This window comes from Clostridium senegalense (assembly GCF_018916625.1).
GTDB lineage: Bacteria > Bacillota > Clostridia > Clostridiales > Clostridiaceae > Clostridium_J > Clostridium_J senegalense.
Window position 1 is genome coordinate 368741 of record NZ_JAHLNC010000001.1, and the last position, 17674, is coordinate 386414.

Here is a 17674-nt window from a genome sequence, read left to right on the forward strand (position 1 = left end):
TTTCATTGTTATATTTTTAACTATTTGTATTTTCTATACACCCAATTGCAGGTATCGATATACTGAACTTCTTTTTTTCTAAATTGTCTTTCAATTCACAAAGTGCTTTTTCACTTCCATGGACTAAGAATATTTTCTTAGGTTTACTTTTAAAATTGCATACCCACTTTTCCAAACTATTTTTATCAGCATGACCAGATAGCCCCTGTAAATTGTATATATTGCAATTAATTTCTAACTCTTCTTTTAATATACAAATATTTCTTTTTCCACCTAAAATATGCCCACCGATTGTATCATACCCCTGAGCACAAACAAAAACTAAAGAGCTATTTTTATCCTCTATGTTATTTTTTATATGATGCACAATTCTTCCCCCTTCACAATCACCACTAGAAGATATTATAACTATACCCTTCCTATTTTTTAGTTTTTTTGATTCCTCTAATTCTTCTATGAAGTGAAGGTTTTTGAACTGAAAAGGATTATCTCCTTCATTTAAAAATTTTTTTGCCTCCTTATCAAAATATTTTTTATTATTTTCAAAAATTTTAGTAATCTTAGTAGACATAGGACTATCTACATATATATCTACATTATAATCCTCTTCTGATTCCATAAATTTGTTTAAAGTATATATTATTTCTTGAGTTCTCCCTAATGAAAATGCAGGTATAACTACATTCCCATTTTTAGAAACAGTTTTTTTTATAATTTCCACTAAAAAATCAAATTCATCTCTTTTAACATTGTGAATTTTATCACCATATGTACCCTCTAATATTAAATAATCACTACTATATATTTTTTTTGGGTCATCCACTATTAATAAATTATCATTTCCTACATCGCCACTATATACTATTTTTGTATTGTTTTCATCATTTATTACAATTTCACATATAGCAGAACCTAGAATATGTCCTGCATCTCTAAAAACCAATGATATATCTTCATTAATAATAATATTTTCATCATAGTCATATCCTATGAATTTTTCAAAATATATTTCACTTCTATTCTTCTCATTTTTATCCAATGAGTTTTCTATATCTGATAGTAATACCTTGCAAAGTTCCACTGTTGGTTTTGTACATATAACATTCCCCTTAAATCCTTGCTCATATAGCTTTAAAATTCTTCCACTATGATCTAAATGAGCATGAGATAATATTACTGCTGATATTTCTTTAGGATTGAACATAAACTCATCATTATTAAATTTTTTTAAATCTTTACCTTGAAATAAACCACAATCTAGTAATATTTTAGTGTTACCAACCTCCAATAGATGGCATGAACCTGTTATGCATTTAGCAGCTCCACAAAATTTGATCTTCATACTAACCCCTCTTTATATAATTATTTTTATAGTAAATTCATATGCATTTTTTATTTAAATGCAACTTTAAAATTATTCAAAAATATATTTTCCAATTACCATTTTCTTTATACAAAATAAGATAGTACTTTAAAATATAAAGTACTATCTTATTTTGTATTTTAACTTTTATATACTACATTGTTGTATCAACTCTATTATATTATCAACACTGTTTTTAACTTCACTCTTATTCATATTTTCAATATATTTATCTTTATTTCTATTTAATTCTTTTATTTTTTCTAATAATATTTTTGAATTTGATTCCTCTTCTTCTAAAACCATACTATAACCATCTTTTTCAAAAGACCTAGCATTTAAAATTTGGTCACCTCTACTAGCTCTAGCTGAAAGTGGTATAAGTAAATTTGGCTTTTTTAGTGCCAGGATTTCAAATATAACATTGGCACCAGCACGTGAAATTACTAATGAAGAAATCTTCATCAAATGTGGTAATTCTTCTTTTACATATTCAAATTGAACATACCCTTCTTTTTTTATTGTATTATCTACATTTCCTTTTCCACAGACATGCACTAAATTAAAGTCTTTTAATAACTCATCTAAATTTTCTCTTATAGAATCATTTATAAACTTTGAGCCTAAACTTCCACCGATAATTAAAATTATAGGTTTTTCATCTTTAAACCCACATATTCTTTTTCCTTCTATTTTACTTCCATTTAAAATTTCTTCTCTTATAGGAAGTCCTGTTAATACACCTTTAGATTTATCTATATGATTTAAGGCTTCTTTAAATGTTACACAAATTTTAGAACAATATGGCATAGATATTTTATTGGCAAGTCCTGGTGTCATATCAGCTTCATGAATTATAACTGGTATTTTCCTCATTTTTGCAGCTAAAACAACTGGAACTGATACAAATCCACCCTTTGAAAAAATTATATTTGGTTTTTCTTGCTTTAGTATTTTCTTTGCGTCAAAAATTCCTTTTATAACTTTAAAAGGATCTGAAAAATTTTTTAAATCAAAATACCTTCTTAGCTTTCCACTAGATATTATGTGATATTTTATGTTCTCAGCCTCAATAAGCCTTCTTTCAATTCCTTCTTTAGTTCCTATGTATCCTATATCATAACCTAATTCTTTTAACTTTGGGATAAGAGCTATATTAGGTGTAACATGACCTGCAGTTCCACCACCAGTTAAAATTATTTTTTTATTACTCAAAATATTTCCTCCTACCTTTTCTATTAATTATTTTTCAATTCATGTTTTAGTCTTTACTATACTTAAAATCTATTTTTTCTTAATGTATTATTTTTTAAAATTACCCTACATTATATATAATATATTTTTCAAAAGATTTATTCATTATATTCTCTATAATTTTAAAATAATTTCAAACTGATTTATACATTGTTTATTTAAGCATTATAATTCAATAAATTAAAATTATTTTTCAAAACTACATTATATAATATTTTTTTTAATTTTCATAGTTAATTTATTACCTAATATATTACAAAACAAGAATTTTATTCAGAAGTTTCCTTTAAACTAATAAAATAAAACTTTTATATTCGGTTAAAATAAGACTACAAACAACAAAAGGAGGTGAAAACAATGGGATACAATAGAGTATTAGTTCCAGAAGCTAAAGAAGGATTAAACAACTTTAAAATGGAAGCTGCTAAAGAAGTTGGAGTTAATCTTAAAAATGGTTACAACGGAGACTTAACTTCTAAAGAAGCTGGTTCTGTTGGTGGTCAAATGGTTAAAAAAATGGTAGAATCTTATGAAAAAAATTTATAATTAATTTTATAAGATAATAGAATTACTCATACTAATTCTATACCATATACCTAAAAATTATTTAATTATTCAATTTGATTAGGAGGTGCTCTACTATGAGTAGAAACAGAGTATTAGTTCCAGAAGCTAAAGAAGGATTAAATAACTTTAAAATGGAAGCTGCTAAAGAAGTTGGAGTTAATCTTAAAAATGGTTACAATGGAGACCTAACTTCTAGAGAAGCTGGTTCAATTGGTGGCCAAATGGTTAAAAAAATGGTAGAGACTTACGAAAGAAATCTGTAGTAGGCTAATTTACCTAGGGTTTATTAAATCTAATCTTTAATTTAATAAATATATAAATTAGAGATACATTAATAAGGAGGTGCTCATAATGAGCAGAAATAGAGTATTAGTTCCAGAAGCTAAAGAAGGATTAAATAATTTCAAAATGGAAGCTGCTAAAGAAGTTGGAGTTAATCTTAAAAATGGTTACAACGGAGATTTAACTTCTAGAGAAGCTGGTTCTGTTGGTGGTCAAATGGTTAAAAAGATGGTAGAATCTTACGAAAAATCATTATAATAAACTTTTGACACTTTATCAAATATCAAACAAGCTACAAAATTTTATATTAAAACCATTTAAAGTATTTAAATATACTTATATTAAAGGAGGCAATTTAAATGAGCAGAAATAGAGTATTAGTTCCAGAAGCTAAAGAAGGATTAAACAATTTCAAAATGGAGGCTGCTAAAGAAGTTGGAGTTAACCTAAAAAATGGTTATAATGGAGACTTAACTTCTAGAGAAGCCGGCTCAATTGGTGGCCAAATGGTTAAAAAAATGGTAGAAGCTTACGAAAGAAATTTATAATAAATACTTTTCAAAATTTATTATAAACTTTTAACCTGATGTTTGATATATAGTTTAGATTTATAGTATATTACTATATATTAATATCCCATAAAAGAGTTATTTAAAATATTTAAAATATTTTAAATAACTCTTTTCTTTATTTTTATAAAAATCACTTTTTCAAAGGCAATTCTTATTAAATTTTCACATAAAAAAGATTGTATCAGATTTATAGATACAATCTCTTTTTATAATTAATTATTGAAAAGAGTTTGATTTGTTTTTTTTAGCATCATCTGCTTCGATTTTATTTTCTATAGATTTTGCATTACTTAAACTATTTTGAACTGAATTCAATTCATTTTTCAATTGTGCTTTAGTACTATTACTTTCAACAGTATTTGTTGCACTATCAATTGAATTTTTAACATTCTCTAATTGGTTTATTGAATCTTTAACATTTTGTTTAGCATTTTTTTTAGTCATTTGCTGTTCCTCCTAAAATATTCTTTTTACAAGAATATTATGTGCAACTATATTTTAAATATACTTACGATTTTTAAGTTTACACATATATATTTTTAATATAAAACTTAAATTTATCATTATAATTATTTCCATTATTCCCTTATAATTTTAACATTTATAAAATCAATACTTAACTTTTTTAATTAGAAAGTAGTTTTAATTTCCAACTTATTTACTTATCTCTCTCTTGATTTTGGTCTGTTATAAATATATAATGATAGATGGTATTGACTAAGACAGTTCGTAACCATCCTGTCTAAAAACAAAACTATGGAGGTATATATAAATGAATAAACAAAACAATACTAAAAAAATTGCATTTGCAGCTCTTTTAGCAGCAATATATGCAACACTTACTGTAACTCTTAACTTTATGAGTTATGGACCTATTCAAATTAGAATTGCAGAAGGATTAACAGTTTTACCTTATTTCTCACCTTATGCAATTTGGGGACTTTTTTTAGGTTGCTTAATGTCTAACATCATTAGTCCTATGGGTATTCCTGATTTAATAGTAGGTTCTTTAGCTACTTTATTAGCTTCTTATTTAACCTACAAAATTGGAAAAAGTAATTTGAAACATAAAAGATTATTAGCTCCACTTCCAGCGGTATTAGTTAATGCTATTGTAGTTGGAAGTATGTTAAAAGTTCTTTATGCTCCAAATGTACCTTTAATTTTCAATATGTTTTATGTTGGAATAGGTCAATTTATTTGTTGTTATGGATTGGGACTTCCATTAATATCAGCTTTAGAGAAAAATTCAAAGATAAGTAATATACTTAAACTAAATTAAGATTTAAAATAAGGAAAAAGCAGTAATTATATATTACTGCTTTTATATTTTTATTGTATCTTAAAATTATTTATTTTTAGTTGCACTGATACATTTCCATTATACTCATTAATTGATGGTGAAAAAATTAAATCCATTTTCATACCATAAGGATTTTCTAGCATATATTCATAACTCTCACCATATGCTTCTTTTAAATTTTCTATAAATTCCTCTACTTTATTAAAACATATTCCATCTATATATCTATTTGTATCATTAATTCTACATCTTAATTTTAATGTATTTCTATGTTCTCCCAATATACTTATTTTTTCTATAGATACATTTTTTTCAGCAAGTATTGGAGATGAATTTCCTTTTCCAAAGGGCTCTAAGGCTTTCAACTCATCTATAACTTTAAAATTTACATTTTTCAATGATAATCTTTCATCTATCCTTATTTTGTATATTAAATCATTCTCTGTTAATGTACATAATTCATTTATTTTTAATCTAAAATCATTAATATTTTCTTTTTTTATTGAAAGTCCTGCCGCCATAGGATGTCCACCAAACTTTTCTAAAAGACTTTTACATTTTATTAATTCTTCAAACATGTTATATTCCGAAATAGATCTTGCTGAACCTTTAGGCATTTCTTTTCCTTTAGTCAAAACTATAGTTGGACGATTATAACTATCTTTAATCCTTCCAGCAACTATACCTGCTATACTCTCATGTATTTTTTCATTATAAATTACTAAAATTTTATCATTTTTCAAATTAGAATTTTCTATAATTTCCTTTACTTCTTCCACTGCCTCATTTGTTAATTCTTGTCTTGTCTTATTTAATTCTACTAAAGTTTTTGCTAATTCTTTAGCTTTTTCTTCAGTGTCTGCCAATAATAAATCTACAGATAAAAATGCTGTCTCCAATCTTCCAGTAGCATTTATGCATGGTCCTATCAAAAAACCTATATGATATGAAGATACTTCTCCTTTTATGTTTAATTCCTCTTTTAAAGCAGCAATGCCTAAGTTTTTAGTATTAGCTAAAATTTTCAATCCCTCTTTTGCTATTATTCTATTTTCATCAATTAAATCTACAACATCACAAATAGTTCCAATAGCTGCTATATCTATAAGTTCATAGGCTTTTTCTTTAGGTATTTCCATTTCATTATAAATACCTTGCGCAAACTTAAAAGCTATTCCTGCACCACATAAATTTTTAAATGGATAATCGCAATCTAATCTTTTAGGATTTATGACTGCATCTGCATTAGGAAGTGTATATACTCTTTCTCCTTTTTCTTTCTCTTCAAAAGGAAGTTCATGATGATCTGTAACTACAATAGTCATTCCTAACTCTTTTGCTTTTTCAACTTGTTCTAATGCTGATATTCCATTATCACAAGTAATTACTACGTTATAACCATCTTTTTTAATTTTTTCAAGCCTTTCACTTGACATACCATATCCTTCTGTTTCTCTATTTGGTATATAATAATTTACCTTTGCACCACATAAAGTTAATGCCTTATATAATATTACTGTACTTGTAACGCCATCAGCATCATAATCTCCATAAATCATAATTTTTTCTTTATTTAAAATAGCACATTTAATTATATTTATACCATTTTCCATATCTTTCATTAAAGATGGATTATGCAAGTTTTCTAAACGCGGATTTAAAAAATTTTTCATATCTTCTATAGTATTAAGTCCTCTATTTATCATAATTTTTACTATGAGAGGACTTACACCTAAAATTCTTCCAACTTTATCTAAGTTAGTTTTTGTAGTTCTCAACATCCATTTAGTCTTCATTTCTTCACCCCTAAAATATAATAATCAAATAAAATCTTGAATTTTATTTGATATAAAACATAATACATAAACAATATTTTATATATTTACTTACTTAAATACAATAATTTAATTTTATCACATTCTCTATTCAAATAAAGTTTATATAGATTTTAATTAATAATTATTCTTTTAAAGTTATTATTACTATTGATTTTAAGTAATTATTTGATAGAATTAATTATTATATATTATATATTTTCAAAATAATTTAGGAGGATTTATTATGGATAATTTACTTTTTGGAATATCAGGGTTACCTTTAGGTGAACTTAACTCTAAATTTACCTATAAAACAGGCATACCTTATTTAAAAAACTTAGGATTAGATGCTATGGAATTACCCTTTGTTAGATCTGTTAATATTACTGATAAAAATAAAGATGATGTTTTAAAGGCTAAAAATGATAATAACTTTTACCTTTCAGCTCATGGATCATATTATATAAATCTAAATGCAGATGAAATTGAAAAACAGGAAAAATCTATAGAAAGAATTATTAAAGGTGCTGAAGGATTAAAAAAAGTTAATGGCCGTAGTTTAATTTTCCATCCTGGTTTTTATCTTAAAGATTCAAAGGAAGAAACTTTTGAAACAATAAAAGAAAATTTACTTAAGCTTCCCAATATAGGTGTAGATTATAGACTTGAAACTACAGGTAAAGGCACTCAATTTGGTGATTTAGAAGAATTAGTATCCCTTTGTAGGCATGTACCTACATGTAAACTTTGCGTTGATTTTTCTCATATTCATGCAAGATATAATGGTGCATTAAAAAGTTATGATGATTTTGCCAAAATATTAACTTATATAGGGGACAATTTAGGAGAAGATGCCTTAAATGATATGCATATACATATCTCTGGAATAAACTATGGCGAAAAAGGTGAAAAGAATCACTTACCTTTTGAAAAAAGTGATTTCAATTATAAAGCTTGCATGAAAGCATTTAAAGATTTTAATATAAAAGGTTGTATAATTTGTGAAAGTCCTATACTTGAAAATGATTCTTTACTACTTAAAAACATTTATCAATCTCTTTAATAAAAAACTATGAAATTATTTATTAAAATTAATTTCATAGTTTTACATGTTTTAACTAACCTGTTATCACTTGTATTGTAGGGTTTTTCAATACTTTATTTATAACTTCTAGAATTTCATTTTCCGTTATATTTTCAATTTCAAATTCATCAAATAATAAATTACAATTTCCATACATAAGTTCATATATAGCAGTATTAAAGCTTAATGTTATTGACTTTTCAAGACCTAACATTCTTTTTAATTTACAATTTTTAAGTATAGATTGTATTTTTTCCTCTGTAAATATATTTTTTAAATTTACAGTTTTTTTAATGTTATCATCTATTAATTTCATTGCTAATTCTATATTTTCCTTAGATGTTCCTAAACTTATTGAATATAATTTTATTCCTGATTCATTTTTTAAAAAACCTTTTATATCATATACTAACCCTCTTTTAGTTCTTATTTCATCATATAAAACTGAGCTAGTTCCCTCTCCAAAATAACTATTAAAAATTCTCAAAATGGTTATTTCTCTATCACTTAATTCATCAATAGAAAAGATATACTGTATTTTACTAGAATTTATTCCTTCTTTATATTCATAAAAAATATTATTTATGTTTTTTTCAAAAATGATGCTTTCTTTTTCTTTTTCTTTAATATATCCATTTTTAAAATAGTTTTCAACTATCTTTATCACTTCTTGAAAGGATATAGATGAAACTACTGATATAACCATATTATTAATATGATAATGCTTATTATAATATTTTTTCACATCTTCTATAGTATATTTTTTTATTAAACTTTCATTTCCTATAATTAAATCTTTAATTCTTCTTTTAGAAAATCCATTATATAAAACTTTATCTTCACAATGTTGTGATACATCATCACTCCATTCTTTAAGTTCTTCACATATAACTGAAATTTCTTCTTTAAAATATTTTTCTTCAAATGTTGGATTTAAAATTATATCACTATAAAGTTCTAATCCACGTTCAAAATCTTCCGATAAAGATGTTCCATAATATACTACATAAGGATAGTTTGTCATAGCGTTATGAAAGCCAAAAATTTTATCACATTCTTTATTTATATCTATTTCACTTCTTTTTTTTGTTCCTTTAAATACCATATGCTCTACTATATGACTAAGTCCTATTTCATCTTCACTTTCCTTTATAGCTCCACCATCTATTGCTATAGTGAAGGATGTAATATCTGTTTTGGTATTAGTATAAATCAATTTTAATCCATTATCTAAAACTATTTTTTTCATATTTTATTTTACCCCTATTTTATAAATTTAAAAAATAACTAGCCAAATAGACTTTTAAGCTCTATATTAGCTAGTTATTGTTTTTTTATTCTATATTTATTTCTGCAATTTCATCATCTAATAACTGCATTATACTTCTACCTCTTCCAGCTCTATTTTGAGGTACTATCTCATTTATAGATATCTTTTTACTGTTTCCACTTACAGTAGTAAGAATTAAACTACTATTTAATTTATCTACACAAACTTCATCATTAATAATCTCTTCATTTGCATCTACTATTTTAGCATAACTAACTATATCATCATCTTTTAAACTAATAGCAGTTACACCGCTAGCATTTCTTCCCATAGGATTTATACTTTCTAATGCAAATCTTATAGCCATTGCATTCTTAGTAATAATTATAATATCATTTTCACCTTTATCTTCTACAACTTTTATAACCTTATCTACACCTCTTAATTTACATGCTATTGTATCTATATAGCTTCCACTAAACTCTGTAATATTCGTTCTTTTTATTAATCCATTTTGCGTTATAAAGTAGAAACTTAAGTCATCATTATATTTATTAAAAGAGTAGATTGATATTATAGTATCTTTAGGATTATACTCCTCTACAAATTCTTTCAATGAAGTTCCTTTTTTATTACCTACATTATGAAGCATGTATCCTTTTAATTTATATACAATTCCACCTTCAGTGAAAACTAATATTTCTTCCATACTGTTTGTTAAAATACATACATCTTCTTGTGTAGCTCTTTGAGATACTCTTAGTAAATTTTTAGAATTAATACTTAGATAAAATTCTTTAAAATAAAACTCGCCAGTATATTCAGCATTTATTCCCTCATCATTGTTAGGCAAAGTAAATATCTCACTTCCTAATACATTTTTATCTGTACATTCTAAACTAGGCTCCTCTACAGTAAATAATAATCCATTTTTACTTTCTATTTTTATAAACTGCTCTTCTCTATCTTTTTTTACTATTGACACGTTTATTAACTTTTCATTCTGCCTAAGTCTTATAGCTAAAAGCTTAGAGTAATTAGTATTAAATTTACTAAGCTCTGTCTTTTTCAAGATTCCTTTAGATGTTATAAACATTACATCTAAAGTTTTTTCAAAATCATCTATTACAAAAGCATTAATTATTTGTTCATTATCTAAATTTAATGTTTTTATAATGCTTTCAACTTTTTCGCCTTTTTCTTTCCATTTAAATTCTGGTATATTATTTATCTTTATTTGATACATATTTCCTAAATTAGTAAACATCACAAGAGTATCTTTTGTATTACCATGTATCAGAAATTTATTAAAATCTCCTTCTCTATGCTCTATATCATTTATATCCTGTGAAGTTCTAATAAATGATTTTTGAGCAATTCTTTTTACAAATCCTTCATTAGAAAGTGTTATTACAACATCTTCTTCAATTATTAACTCTTCTACTTCGATTTTAGCTTCTTCATCATTTTCAACAATAATAGTTCTTCTATCATCATTATACTTATCTTTTATTTCTAAAAGTTCTTTTTTTATAACCTTTATAAGTTCTTTTTCATCATTTAATATCTTTCTTAACTTTCTCATAAAACTTTCAAGCTCTTTATATTCTTTTTCAAAAGTTTTAATCTCAAGCCCTGTAAGTCTATATAGCATAAGCTCTAAAATAGCTTCTGATTGTATTTGCGTAAAGGCAAAGTTATTTATTAAATTTATAGATGCATCTTTTTTAGATTTAGATCCTCTTATTACCTTAATAACATCATCCATAATACCTATAGCTTTTATAAAACCTTCTACTATATGAAATCTCTTTTCTGCTCTTTCAAGATCCTTTTTTGTCCTTCTTATTACAACATCTTTTTGATGATTTATATAATGAGATATTATAGATTTCAATCCTAATGTTTCAGGCTTTCCATTTGCAATAGCTACCATATTAAATGATATATTACATTGAAGCTCTGTTTTTTTAAACAAATACTTTTGAACTTTATTTACAAGCTCTTTTGTTGCACTTTTTTTAAATTCTATAACAGCTCTAATTCCATTTCTATCTGATTCATCTCTTATATCTGAAATTATATCTAATGCTTTTGAATGTTTTTTATCTCCGGTCATATCTGATATGTTTTGAAGTATTTTAGCTTTATTTTTTCTATATGGAAATTCAGTTATAACTATGGCTAATCTATTATTTTCTAGTTCTTCTATATGTGTTTTCGCCCTTAATGTAACCTTTCCTTCTCCAGTTTCATATGCAGCCAATATAGCATTTTTTCCTATAAGCGTTCCACCTGTTGGAAGGTCTGGTCCTTTTATATAATTCATTAGTTCTTTTGTAGTTATTTCACTATTTTCAGCATAAGCAAGTGCCCCATCTATTACCTCACCTAAATTATGTGGTGGTATATTGGTAGCAAGTCCTACAGCTATACCAAAAACTCCATTTACTAATAAATTAGGGTATCTAGCAGGCAATACTGTGGGTTCCTTTTCTGTATCAGAATAGTTTAAATCCATGTCTACTACATCTTTTTCTATATCTCTTAACATTTCCATTGCAATATTAGAAAGTCTTGCTTCAGTATAACGCATAGCTGCTGCACTATCTCCATCTATACTTCCCCAGTTTCCATGACCATCTATAAGTGGCATTCTTGTTGAAAAGTCCTGAGCTAATATTACCATTGCATCATATACAGAAGTATCTCCATGTGGATGATATTTACCTAATATATCTCCAACAATTCTAGCTGACTTATAATAAGGCTTATCAGGATAAGCCTTTAACATATATGCACCATAAAGAATCCTTCTATGAACTGGCTTTAATCCATCTCTAACATCTGGAAGTGCTCTATCTTTTGCAACCTCAACTGCATAAGGAAGATAATTCTCTGGCATAGCTTCATCTATTGGTGTATTTAAAATATTATTATCTTTTGGTATTTCTTTATTTATTTTTTTCGCCATAAATTCTCCCTCCTAAAACTCTGCATACTTATACATATAATTTTTTCTTGGTTCAACAACATCACCCATTAAAAGTGAAATCATTTTTTCAGCTTTTGCTGCATCTTCTATTGTAACCCTTTGAAGTGTTCTTGTTTCTGGATTTAGTGTTGTATTCCATAATTGATCTGGATTCATCTCTCCAAGACCTTTATATCTTTGAATTAATGCACCTTTGCCAATTTTTTTCTTAGCTTCTTCTAATTTTTCATCATTATAAACATAAATGCTTTGTTCTTTATTTTTAACACTTTTATAAACCTTATATAAAGGTGGAAGTGCTATATAAAGATGTCCATTTTGAATTAATTGTCTCATATACCTATAAATATATGTCATCCATAGTGTTCTAATATGATAACCATCCACATCAGCATCACTTAATATTATTATTTTATCATACTTAAGATTTTCTTCTTTATAGCTATCTAAAATTCCAGTTCCAATAGCTGTATTGAATATTTTTAGTTCTTCACTAGCAATAACATTTTCTAATTTTTGTTTTTCTGTGTTCATTATTTTACCTTTTGAAGGCATTATACTTTGAAATCTTCTATCTCTTGCTTGTTTTGCACTTCCTCCTGCTGAATCACCTTCAACAACTATAAACTCAGTAAAACTATTATCTTTTAATGTGCATACTGCTACTTTTCCTGCTAAAGGAGAAGTTCCATTTCCTATTTTTTTCTTTTCTGCATCATTTATTTTTTTTATTTTTTCTCTACGTTGTGATGCAAGTATAGCATTATTCATTATGCTTGTAGCAACTTCTTTATTATCTTCAATCCACTCTCCAATTTTATTATAACAAAGTTCGTTCATCATAGAATAAGCTTCAGCATTACCAAGCTTAGTTTTAGTCTGACCTTCAAATATAGGGTTGCTAACTTTTATTTTAACAATTGCAGTCATACCCTCCCTTAAATCATCACCTTCAAACTCTTTATCTTTTTCCTTGAGAAGATTAAGTTTTTTACACCATTCTTTAAATATTCTCGTCATACCAGTTTTAAATCCTGTTTCATGGGTTCCAGCTTCAGTAGTTGGAATATTATTTACATAACTTGCTATGTACTCTGTTGTTGAATCTGTAAACTGTATACAAACTTCACCTTCTAAATTCAATCCATTTATTTGTTTTTCTCCGCTAAAAATTATAGGATCTTTATGCAATGGTGTTTTACTTTCATTTAAATACTCTATAAAATCTAAAAGTCCTCTTTCCGAATGATAAACTTTTTCTACTGCCTCTTCTTTTCGTTCATCCCTTAAAACTAAAGTTATTCCTTTGTTTTGAAAAGCTAACTCTTGTAACCTTTCATCTATAATATCAAACTTATAGTCTACATTCCCAAATATTTCTTTGTCTACTAAAAAGGTTATTTTCGTTCCTGTTTGTTTTGTATTACCTATTGCCTCTAAAGAAGTAACAGGTGTACCTGGCATTTTTCTTTTTAATTGCTTATCATATGCATACTCAAATCTTTGTCTAAAAATCTTACCTTTTTGCATTACCTCTACTTGAAGCCATGAAGATAATGCATTAACAACAGCTGCACCAACTCCATGTAACCCACCAGATGTTTTATAATTAGAATTATTAAACTTTCCTCCAGTATGAAGCTCAGTATAAACCATTTCTACTCCTGATTTTTTCTTTAAAGGATGTATACCAGTAGGAATACCTCTACCATTATCTATAATTGTTACACTTTTATCCTTATTTAATATAACTTCTGCTCTATCACCGTATCCATTAGCAACTTCATCTATAGCATTATCTAAGATTTCCCAAATACAATGGTGTAATCCTTTAGTTCCTGTAGAACCAATATACATACCTGGTCTTACTCTTACAGGCTCTAATTTTTCCAAAGAGGTCAAATCCGTAACTTCATAACTATTAACTTCCTTCATTTTAAGCCTCCTATGTTAATTATTTTATTTATTTTCAAAATTAAAGAGTTCTAAATTTATATTTAAACTCTTATATATCTTTAATTCTTATTATCTTATAAATGTAAATAAACCTTTGTATAAATAAATTTCACTTGAATAAGCATCTAAATATTTACCTTCTCATTATCATAAATATTAAATAAAAAACTTTAATATTTATAGAAAAAAATTTGTATTTTTTATAAAATCTATTTTAAATACATCAAGGAATATATTATAACCTATTTTTATTAAAATACAAAATTTTATATATTGTGTAATTTAAATTAATTTAAAATAGACAACTAGTAATCTCTTAATATTTATCTTAACTTTACAAAAACAATATAAAAATCAATAGTTACATTCTGTTTTTACATTGCTTTTAAATTAAGTATAATATTAATTTTAATAATTACCAATTGCCATTTTTCATAATTGTTATTTGAATCAAATTGTAAATTTTGTGAATCTCTTAATACTCTAAATATGTATCTAAAGACAAGCTGCTTACTTTTTTAAATGATTATCTACAAAACACTCCAATTCTTCAGCCGCTTTTTCTATGTTAGAAACGAAAATTTTTAAATCATAATCATATTGATTAGCACTATGCATATACATTGGATCATAGTACTTAACCATAAGTTCTTTTACTACTTCCTCATAATCATTTTCCATAACTTTCTCACAAAATTCTTCTAAGCATTCTTTACTTAAAATCTTTTTTATTTTAATTATTGAATCACAGATTTCTTCATTTGATGTTTTACATTTAGTATATTCTTTAACTATTAAATTACACCTAAAATCTAAATCTGCATCTACAAATATATGTATTCCTTTTTTCATTGATTCATGTATGTACTCTGGAATAATTACTCTACCTATTCTTTTGCTTTCAGCTTCTATAAAAACAAAGTCACTATTCCTATGTTTAAGTTCATCTAAAATTAAACTTTCAAATTTTTTCTGTGAATTAACATCACCAAGCCCTACAGATCCTAAAATAGAACCACGATGGTTAGCAAATCCTTCTAAATCTAATATATCATATCCATCAGATTTTAGTTTTTTTAATATTTCCGTTTTCCCTACCCCTGTATTACCATGAAGAACTATATACTTAACTTGTTCATTTAACTTTGGTAATTCTTCTAAAACGTAACCTCTATAACTTTTATATCCACCTTTAATCTTTTCAACTCTCATCCCAAGTGATGATAATAATGCAACTAAAGATCCACTTCTCATTCCACCTCTAGCACAAAAAAGTACTATTTTTTTATGTTTTTTTTCTAATTTTAAAAATTCATCATATATTGATGGTAATTTTTTTGATACTATTTCCATACCAATTTTTTTGGCTTTTTCTGTAGATTCCTGTTTGTATATAGTTCCTACTAAAGCTCTTTCCTCATCATTAAAAAGTGGTATGTTTACAGCACCTGGAATAGTGTTTTCTTTATATTCTAGTGGACTCCTAACATCTACTAAAACATAATCTCCTTTTAGTTCTTTATACTCTGTGGTCTGAAACATAATAAACCTCCAAATCTTCAATTCACAATTCACAGTCCACAAATAATAAATATTTATTTTAAAATATATATTTTTTTATGCCTTGTGAATTATAAATTGTTAACATTTCTACTCAAAGTTATATTTTAATAGTTTCAATGTACCAATGTCAACATAAGCTTAATTTAAATTTTAAATAATTATTATTGTTTTTTTAAATTTATTAAACAAAATAAAAAAAGGTGTCTTTTTAAAATTATCATATTAACTTCTAAAACACCTTACTTTATTAATTTATTTTGTTCTTTAAAATATAATTTTATTATAATATAGGTTGTTGATTGTTCATTGACCAGCCATCACTTCTTACATCCATCATATCTATAGTATCTTCCTTACTTTTCACATCTTTTAGTTTTTTTATTACTCCAAATTTATTTCTAAGTGATACTTCATTGGCTTTTCCTGATATAATCCAAAGTGTTTTGTATTTTCCTGGCTTAACTTCTAATTCCACTTCTCCTTTTCCATCAGTAAAATATATTAATACATTTGTATCTGTATTATTTACATATTTAAATACTGGTGAAAAACTAGTGCCACCTCTAGTGTTTAATCTAGCCTTTATATCTTTTGAATTTTTAACTTTATATATCCTTCTAATTTTAGTGTCACATTCTATTATTTTAATTTCATATTTATAGTTTTTAACAATATTTATCACTTCATTTATTGCTACATTAAATTCCTCATCACTTATACTTCCGCTTATATCTATAGCTACTACAATTTTAGCAATATGATTAGAAATTTCTCCTCTTAAATCTAATCTATTAGGTTGTCTTCTATTTCTTCTCGTTATTGTCTTTTTTCGCCCCTTTTCTAAGGTTCCCATAAGTTTTTTTAAATATAAATTCCATGAAATTTTATTACTATTAGAGTCCAAATTTGATAGTATATTTTCCACATAAAAATCAACATTATTCTTTTTAGAGTCATTAACAATCTTTTTTGTGATGCTTTTTATAATATCTTCATCATAAAAATCACTTTTTTCCCAACTTTCATGTGTTTTAGCAACATCATACTTTTTTTCTATTTCATTATTTATTTTTGTATCATCTTCATCACCATCTTTATTATCATCTAATAAATCTAATTTTCTTTGAATTTCTAAAATATATTCTTCCATACTACTATAAGGTTTTAAATCTAAATTATACTTTAAATTTACCCAATCAATAGTTGTTGCATACGGTGGTAAATAGTCTAGATACTGATTCACAACTATATCCATAGCCATATTTATAGCCAATGTACTAAAATTCTTTTTTAATTCTTTACCTCTTATTAAATGTAGCGATATTATATGTATAATTTCATGTTTAATGGAAGTTTTCATCTGATTTAAATCTAATACTAAAAATAATATTGGATTAAAGTATATAGTATATCCAGAAACATTTAAGGTTATAGCCGTAGGTGATGTAATATCATATTTTATTTTTCTATTCATTTTCAATAAAAAATATCCATAAAAATTTTCACTATCATCTATTAACAAAAAATTAATTTTATCTATTAATTTAAAGAATCTACCTTCAAAATCATCATTTATGTCCTTTATATATTGAATGTTAGATATTTCATTGTATAATTCTTCCTTTATTTTGCAAAAACTTTTCATAAC

The 17674-nt window shown here is 25.7% G+C and carries 15 protein-coding genes; 6 read left to right on the forward strand and 9 right to left on the reverse strand.

Annotated features, from left to right (window positions below; translation table 11 throughout):
* Nucleotides 1-16 precede the first annotated feature (16 nt).
* Nucleotides 17-1342 carry an MBL fold metallo-hydrolase RNA specificity domain-containing protein gene (locus KQI36_RS01880; protein WP_216449420.1) on the reverse strand — a complete coding sequence of 442 codons (1326 nt, stop codon included), beginning with the start codon at nucleotides 1340-1342 and terminating at the stop codon, nucleotides 17-19.
* A 168-nt stretch (nucleotides 1343-1510) separates the two neighbouring features.
* Nucleotides 1511-2578 (reverse strand): undecaprenyldiphospho-muramoylpentapeptide beta-N-acetylglucosaminyltransferase, encoded by a 1068-nt coding sequence (locus tag KQI36_RS01885; protein ID WP_216449421.1) that lies wholly within the window; start codon nucleotides 2576-2578, stop codon nucleotides 1511-1513.
* 396 nt (nucleotides 2579-2974) lie between these two features.
* Between KQI36_RS01885 and KQI36_RS01890 the strand changes: the two genes are divergently transcribed.
* From KQI36_RS01890 to KQI36_RS01905, 4 genes are all read left to right on the forward strand, one after another.
* Nucleotides 2975-3163 (forward strand): alpha/beta-type small acid-soluble spore protein, encoded by a 189-nt coding sequence (locus tag KQI36_RS01890; protein WP_010292473.1) that lies wholly within the window; start codon nucleotides 2975-2977, stop codon nucleotides 3161-3163.
* A gap of 95 nt (nucleotides 3164-3258) precedes the next feature.
* A complete protein-coding gene (locus tag KQI36_RS01895) occupies nucleotides 3259-3447 on the forward strand; it encodes an alpha/beta-type small acid-soluble spore protein (protein ID WP_010292475.1) in 189 nt (62 codons plus the stop codon).
* Nucleotides 3448-3535: 88 nt separating this feature from the next.
* On the forward strand, nucleotides 3536-3724 hold the full coding sequence (locus KQI36_RS01900) for an alpha/beta-type small acid-soluble spore protein (RefSeq protein WP_010292477.1): 189 nt from the start codon (nucleotides 3536-3538) through the stop codon (nucleotides 3722-3724).
* 101 nt (nucleotides 3725-3825) lie between these two features.
* A complete protein-coding gene (locus KQI36_RS01905) occupies nucleotides 3826-4014 on the forward strand; it encodes an alpha/beta-type small acid-soluble spore protein (protein ID WP_010292479.1) in 189 nt (62 codons plus the stop codon).
* Between the two features lie 240 nt (nucleotides 4015-4254).
* Here the strand turns inward: KQI36_RS01905 and KQI36_RS01910 are convergent, their stop codons facing one another.
* Nucleotides 4255-4482, reverse strand: a complete 228-nt coding sequence (locus tag KQI36_RS01910; RefSeq protein ID WP_216449422.1) for a hypothetical protein — start codon at nucleotides 4480-4482, stop codon at nucleotides 4255-4257.
* Between the two features lie 328 nt (nucleotides 4483-4810).
* Between KQI36_RS01910 and KQI36_RS01915 the strand changes: the two genes are divergently transcribed.
* Nucleotides 4811-5320, forward strand: coding sequence for a QueT transporter family protein (locus KQI36_RS01915; RefSeq protein ID WP_216449423.1), 510 nt, complete (start codon nucleotides 4811-4813; stop codon nucleotides 5318-5320).
* 50 nt (nucleotides 5321-5370) lie between these two features.
* Here the strand turns inward: KQI36_RS01915 and recJ are convergent, their stop codons facing one another.
* Nucleotides 5371-7137, reverse strand: coding sequence for a single-stranded-DNA-specific exonuclease RecJ (gene recJ, locus KQI36_RS01920; RefSeq protein ID WP_216449424.1), 1767 nt, complete (start codon nucleotides 7135-7137; stop codon nucleotides 5371-5373).
* A 265-nt stretch (nucleotides 7138-7402) separates the two neighbouring features.
* On the opposite strand from recJ, the gene KQI36_RS01925 reads away from it, so the two are divergent.
* Nucleotides 7403-8221, forward strand: coding sequence for a TIM barrel protein (locus KQI36_RS01925; RefSeq protein ID WP_216449425.1), 819 nt, complete (start codon nucleotides 7403-7405; stop codon nucleotides 8219-8221).
* A 55-nt stretch (nucleotides 8222-8276) separates the two neighbouring features.
* Here the strand turns inward: KQI36_RS01925 and KQI36_RS01930 are convergent, their stop codons facing one another.
* The 5 genes from KQI36_RS01930 to KQI36_RS01950 all read right to left on the reverse strand — a co-directional run bounded on the left by KQI36_RS01930 (nucleotide 8277) and on the right by KQI36_RS01950 (nucleotide 17671).
* A complete protein-coding gene (locus KQI36_RS01930; RefSeq protein ID WP_216449426.1) occupies nucleotides 8277-9491 on the reverse strand; it encodes a M16 family metallopeptidase in 1215 nt (404 codons plus the stop codon).
* A gap of 85 nt (nucleotides 9492-9576) precedes the next feature.
* Nucleotides 9577-12486, reverse strand: coding sequence for a DNA topoisomerase IV subunit A (locus KQI36_RS01935; RefSeq protein ID WP_216449427.1), 2910 nt, complete (start codon nucleotides 12484-12486; stop codon nucleotides 9577-9579).
* A gap of 12 nt (nucleotides 12487-12498) precedes the next feature.
* On the reverse strand, nucleotides 12499-14442 hold the full coding sequence (locus KQI36_RS01940; RefSeq protein WP_216449428.1) for a DNA gyrase/topoisomerase IV subunit B: 1944 nt from the start codon (nucleotides 14440-14442) through the stop codon (nucleotides 12499-12501).
* A 531-nt stretch (nucleotides 14443-14973) separates the two neighbouring features.
* Nucleotides 14974-16005, reverse strand: a complete 1032-nt coding sequence (gene mnmH, locus KQI36_RS01945; RefSeq protein WP_216449429.1) for a tRNA 2-selenouridine(34) synthase MnmH — start codon at nucleotides 16003-16005, stop codon at nucleotides 14974-14976.
* A gap of 301 nt (nucleotides 16006-16306) precedes the next feature.
* Nucleotides 16307-17671 (reverse strand): vWA domain-containing protein, encoded by a 1365-nt coding sequence (locus tag KQI36_RS01950; RefSeq protein WP_216449430.1) that lies wholly within the window; start codon nucleotides 17669-17671, stop codon nucleotides 16307-16309.
* Nucleotides 17672-17674: the final 3 nt, after the last annotated feature.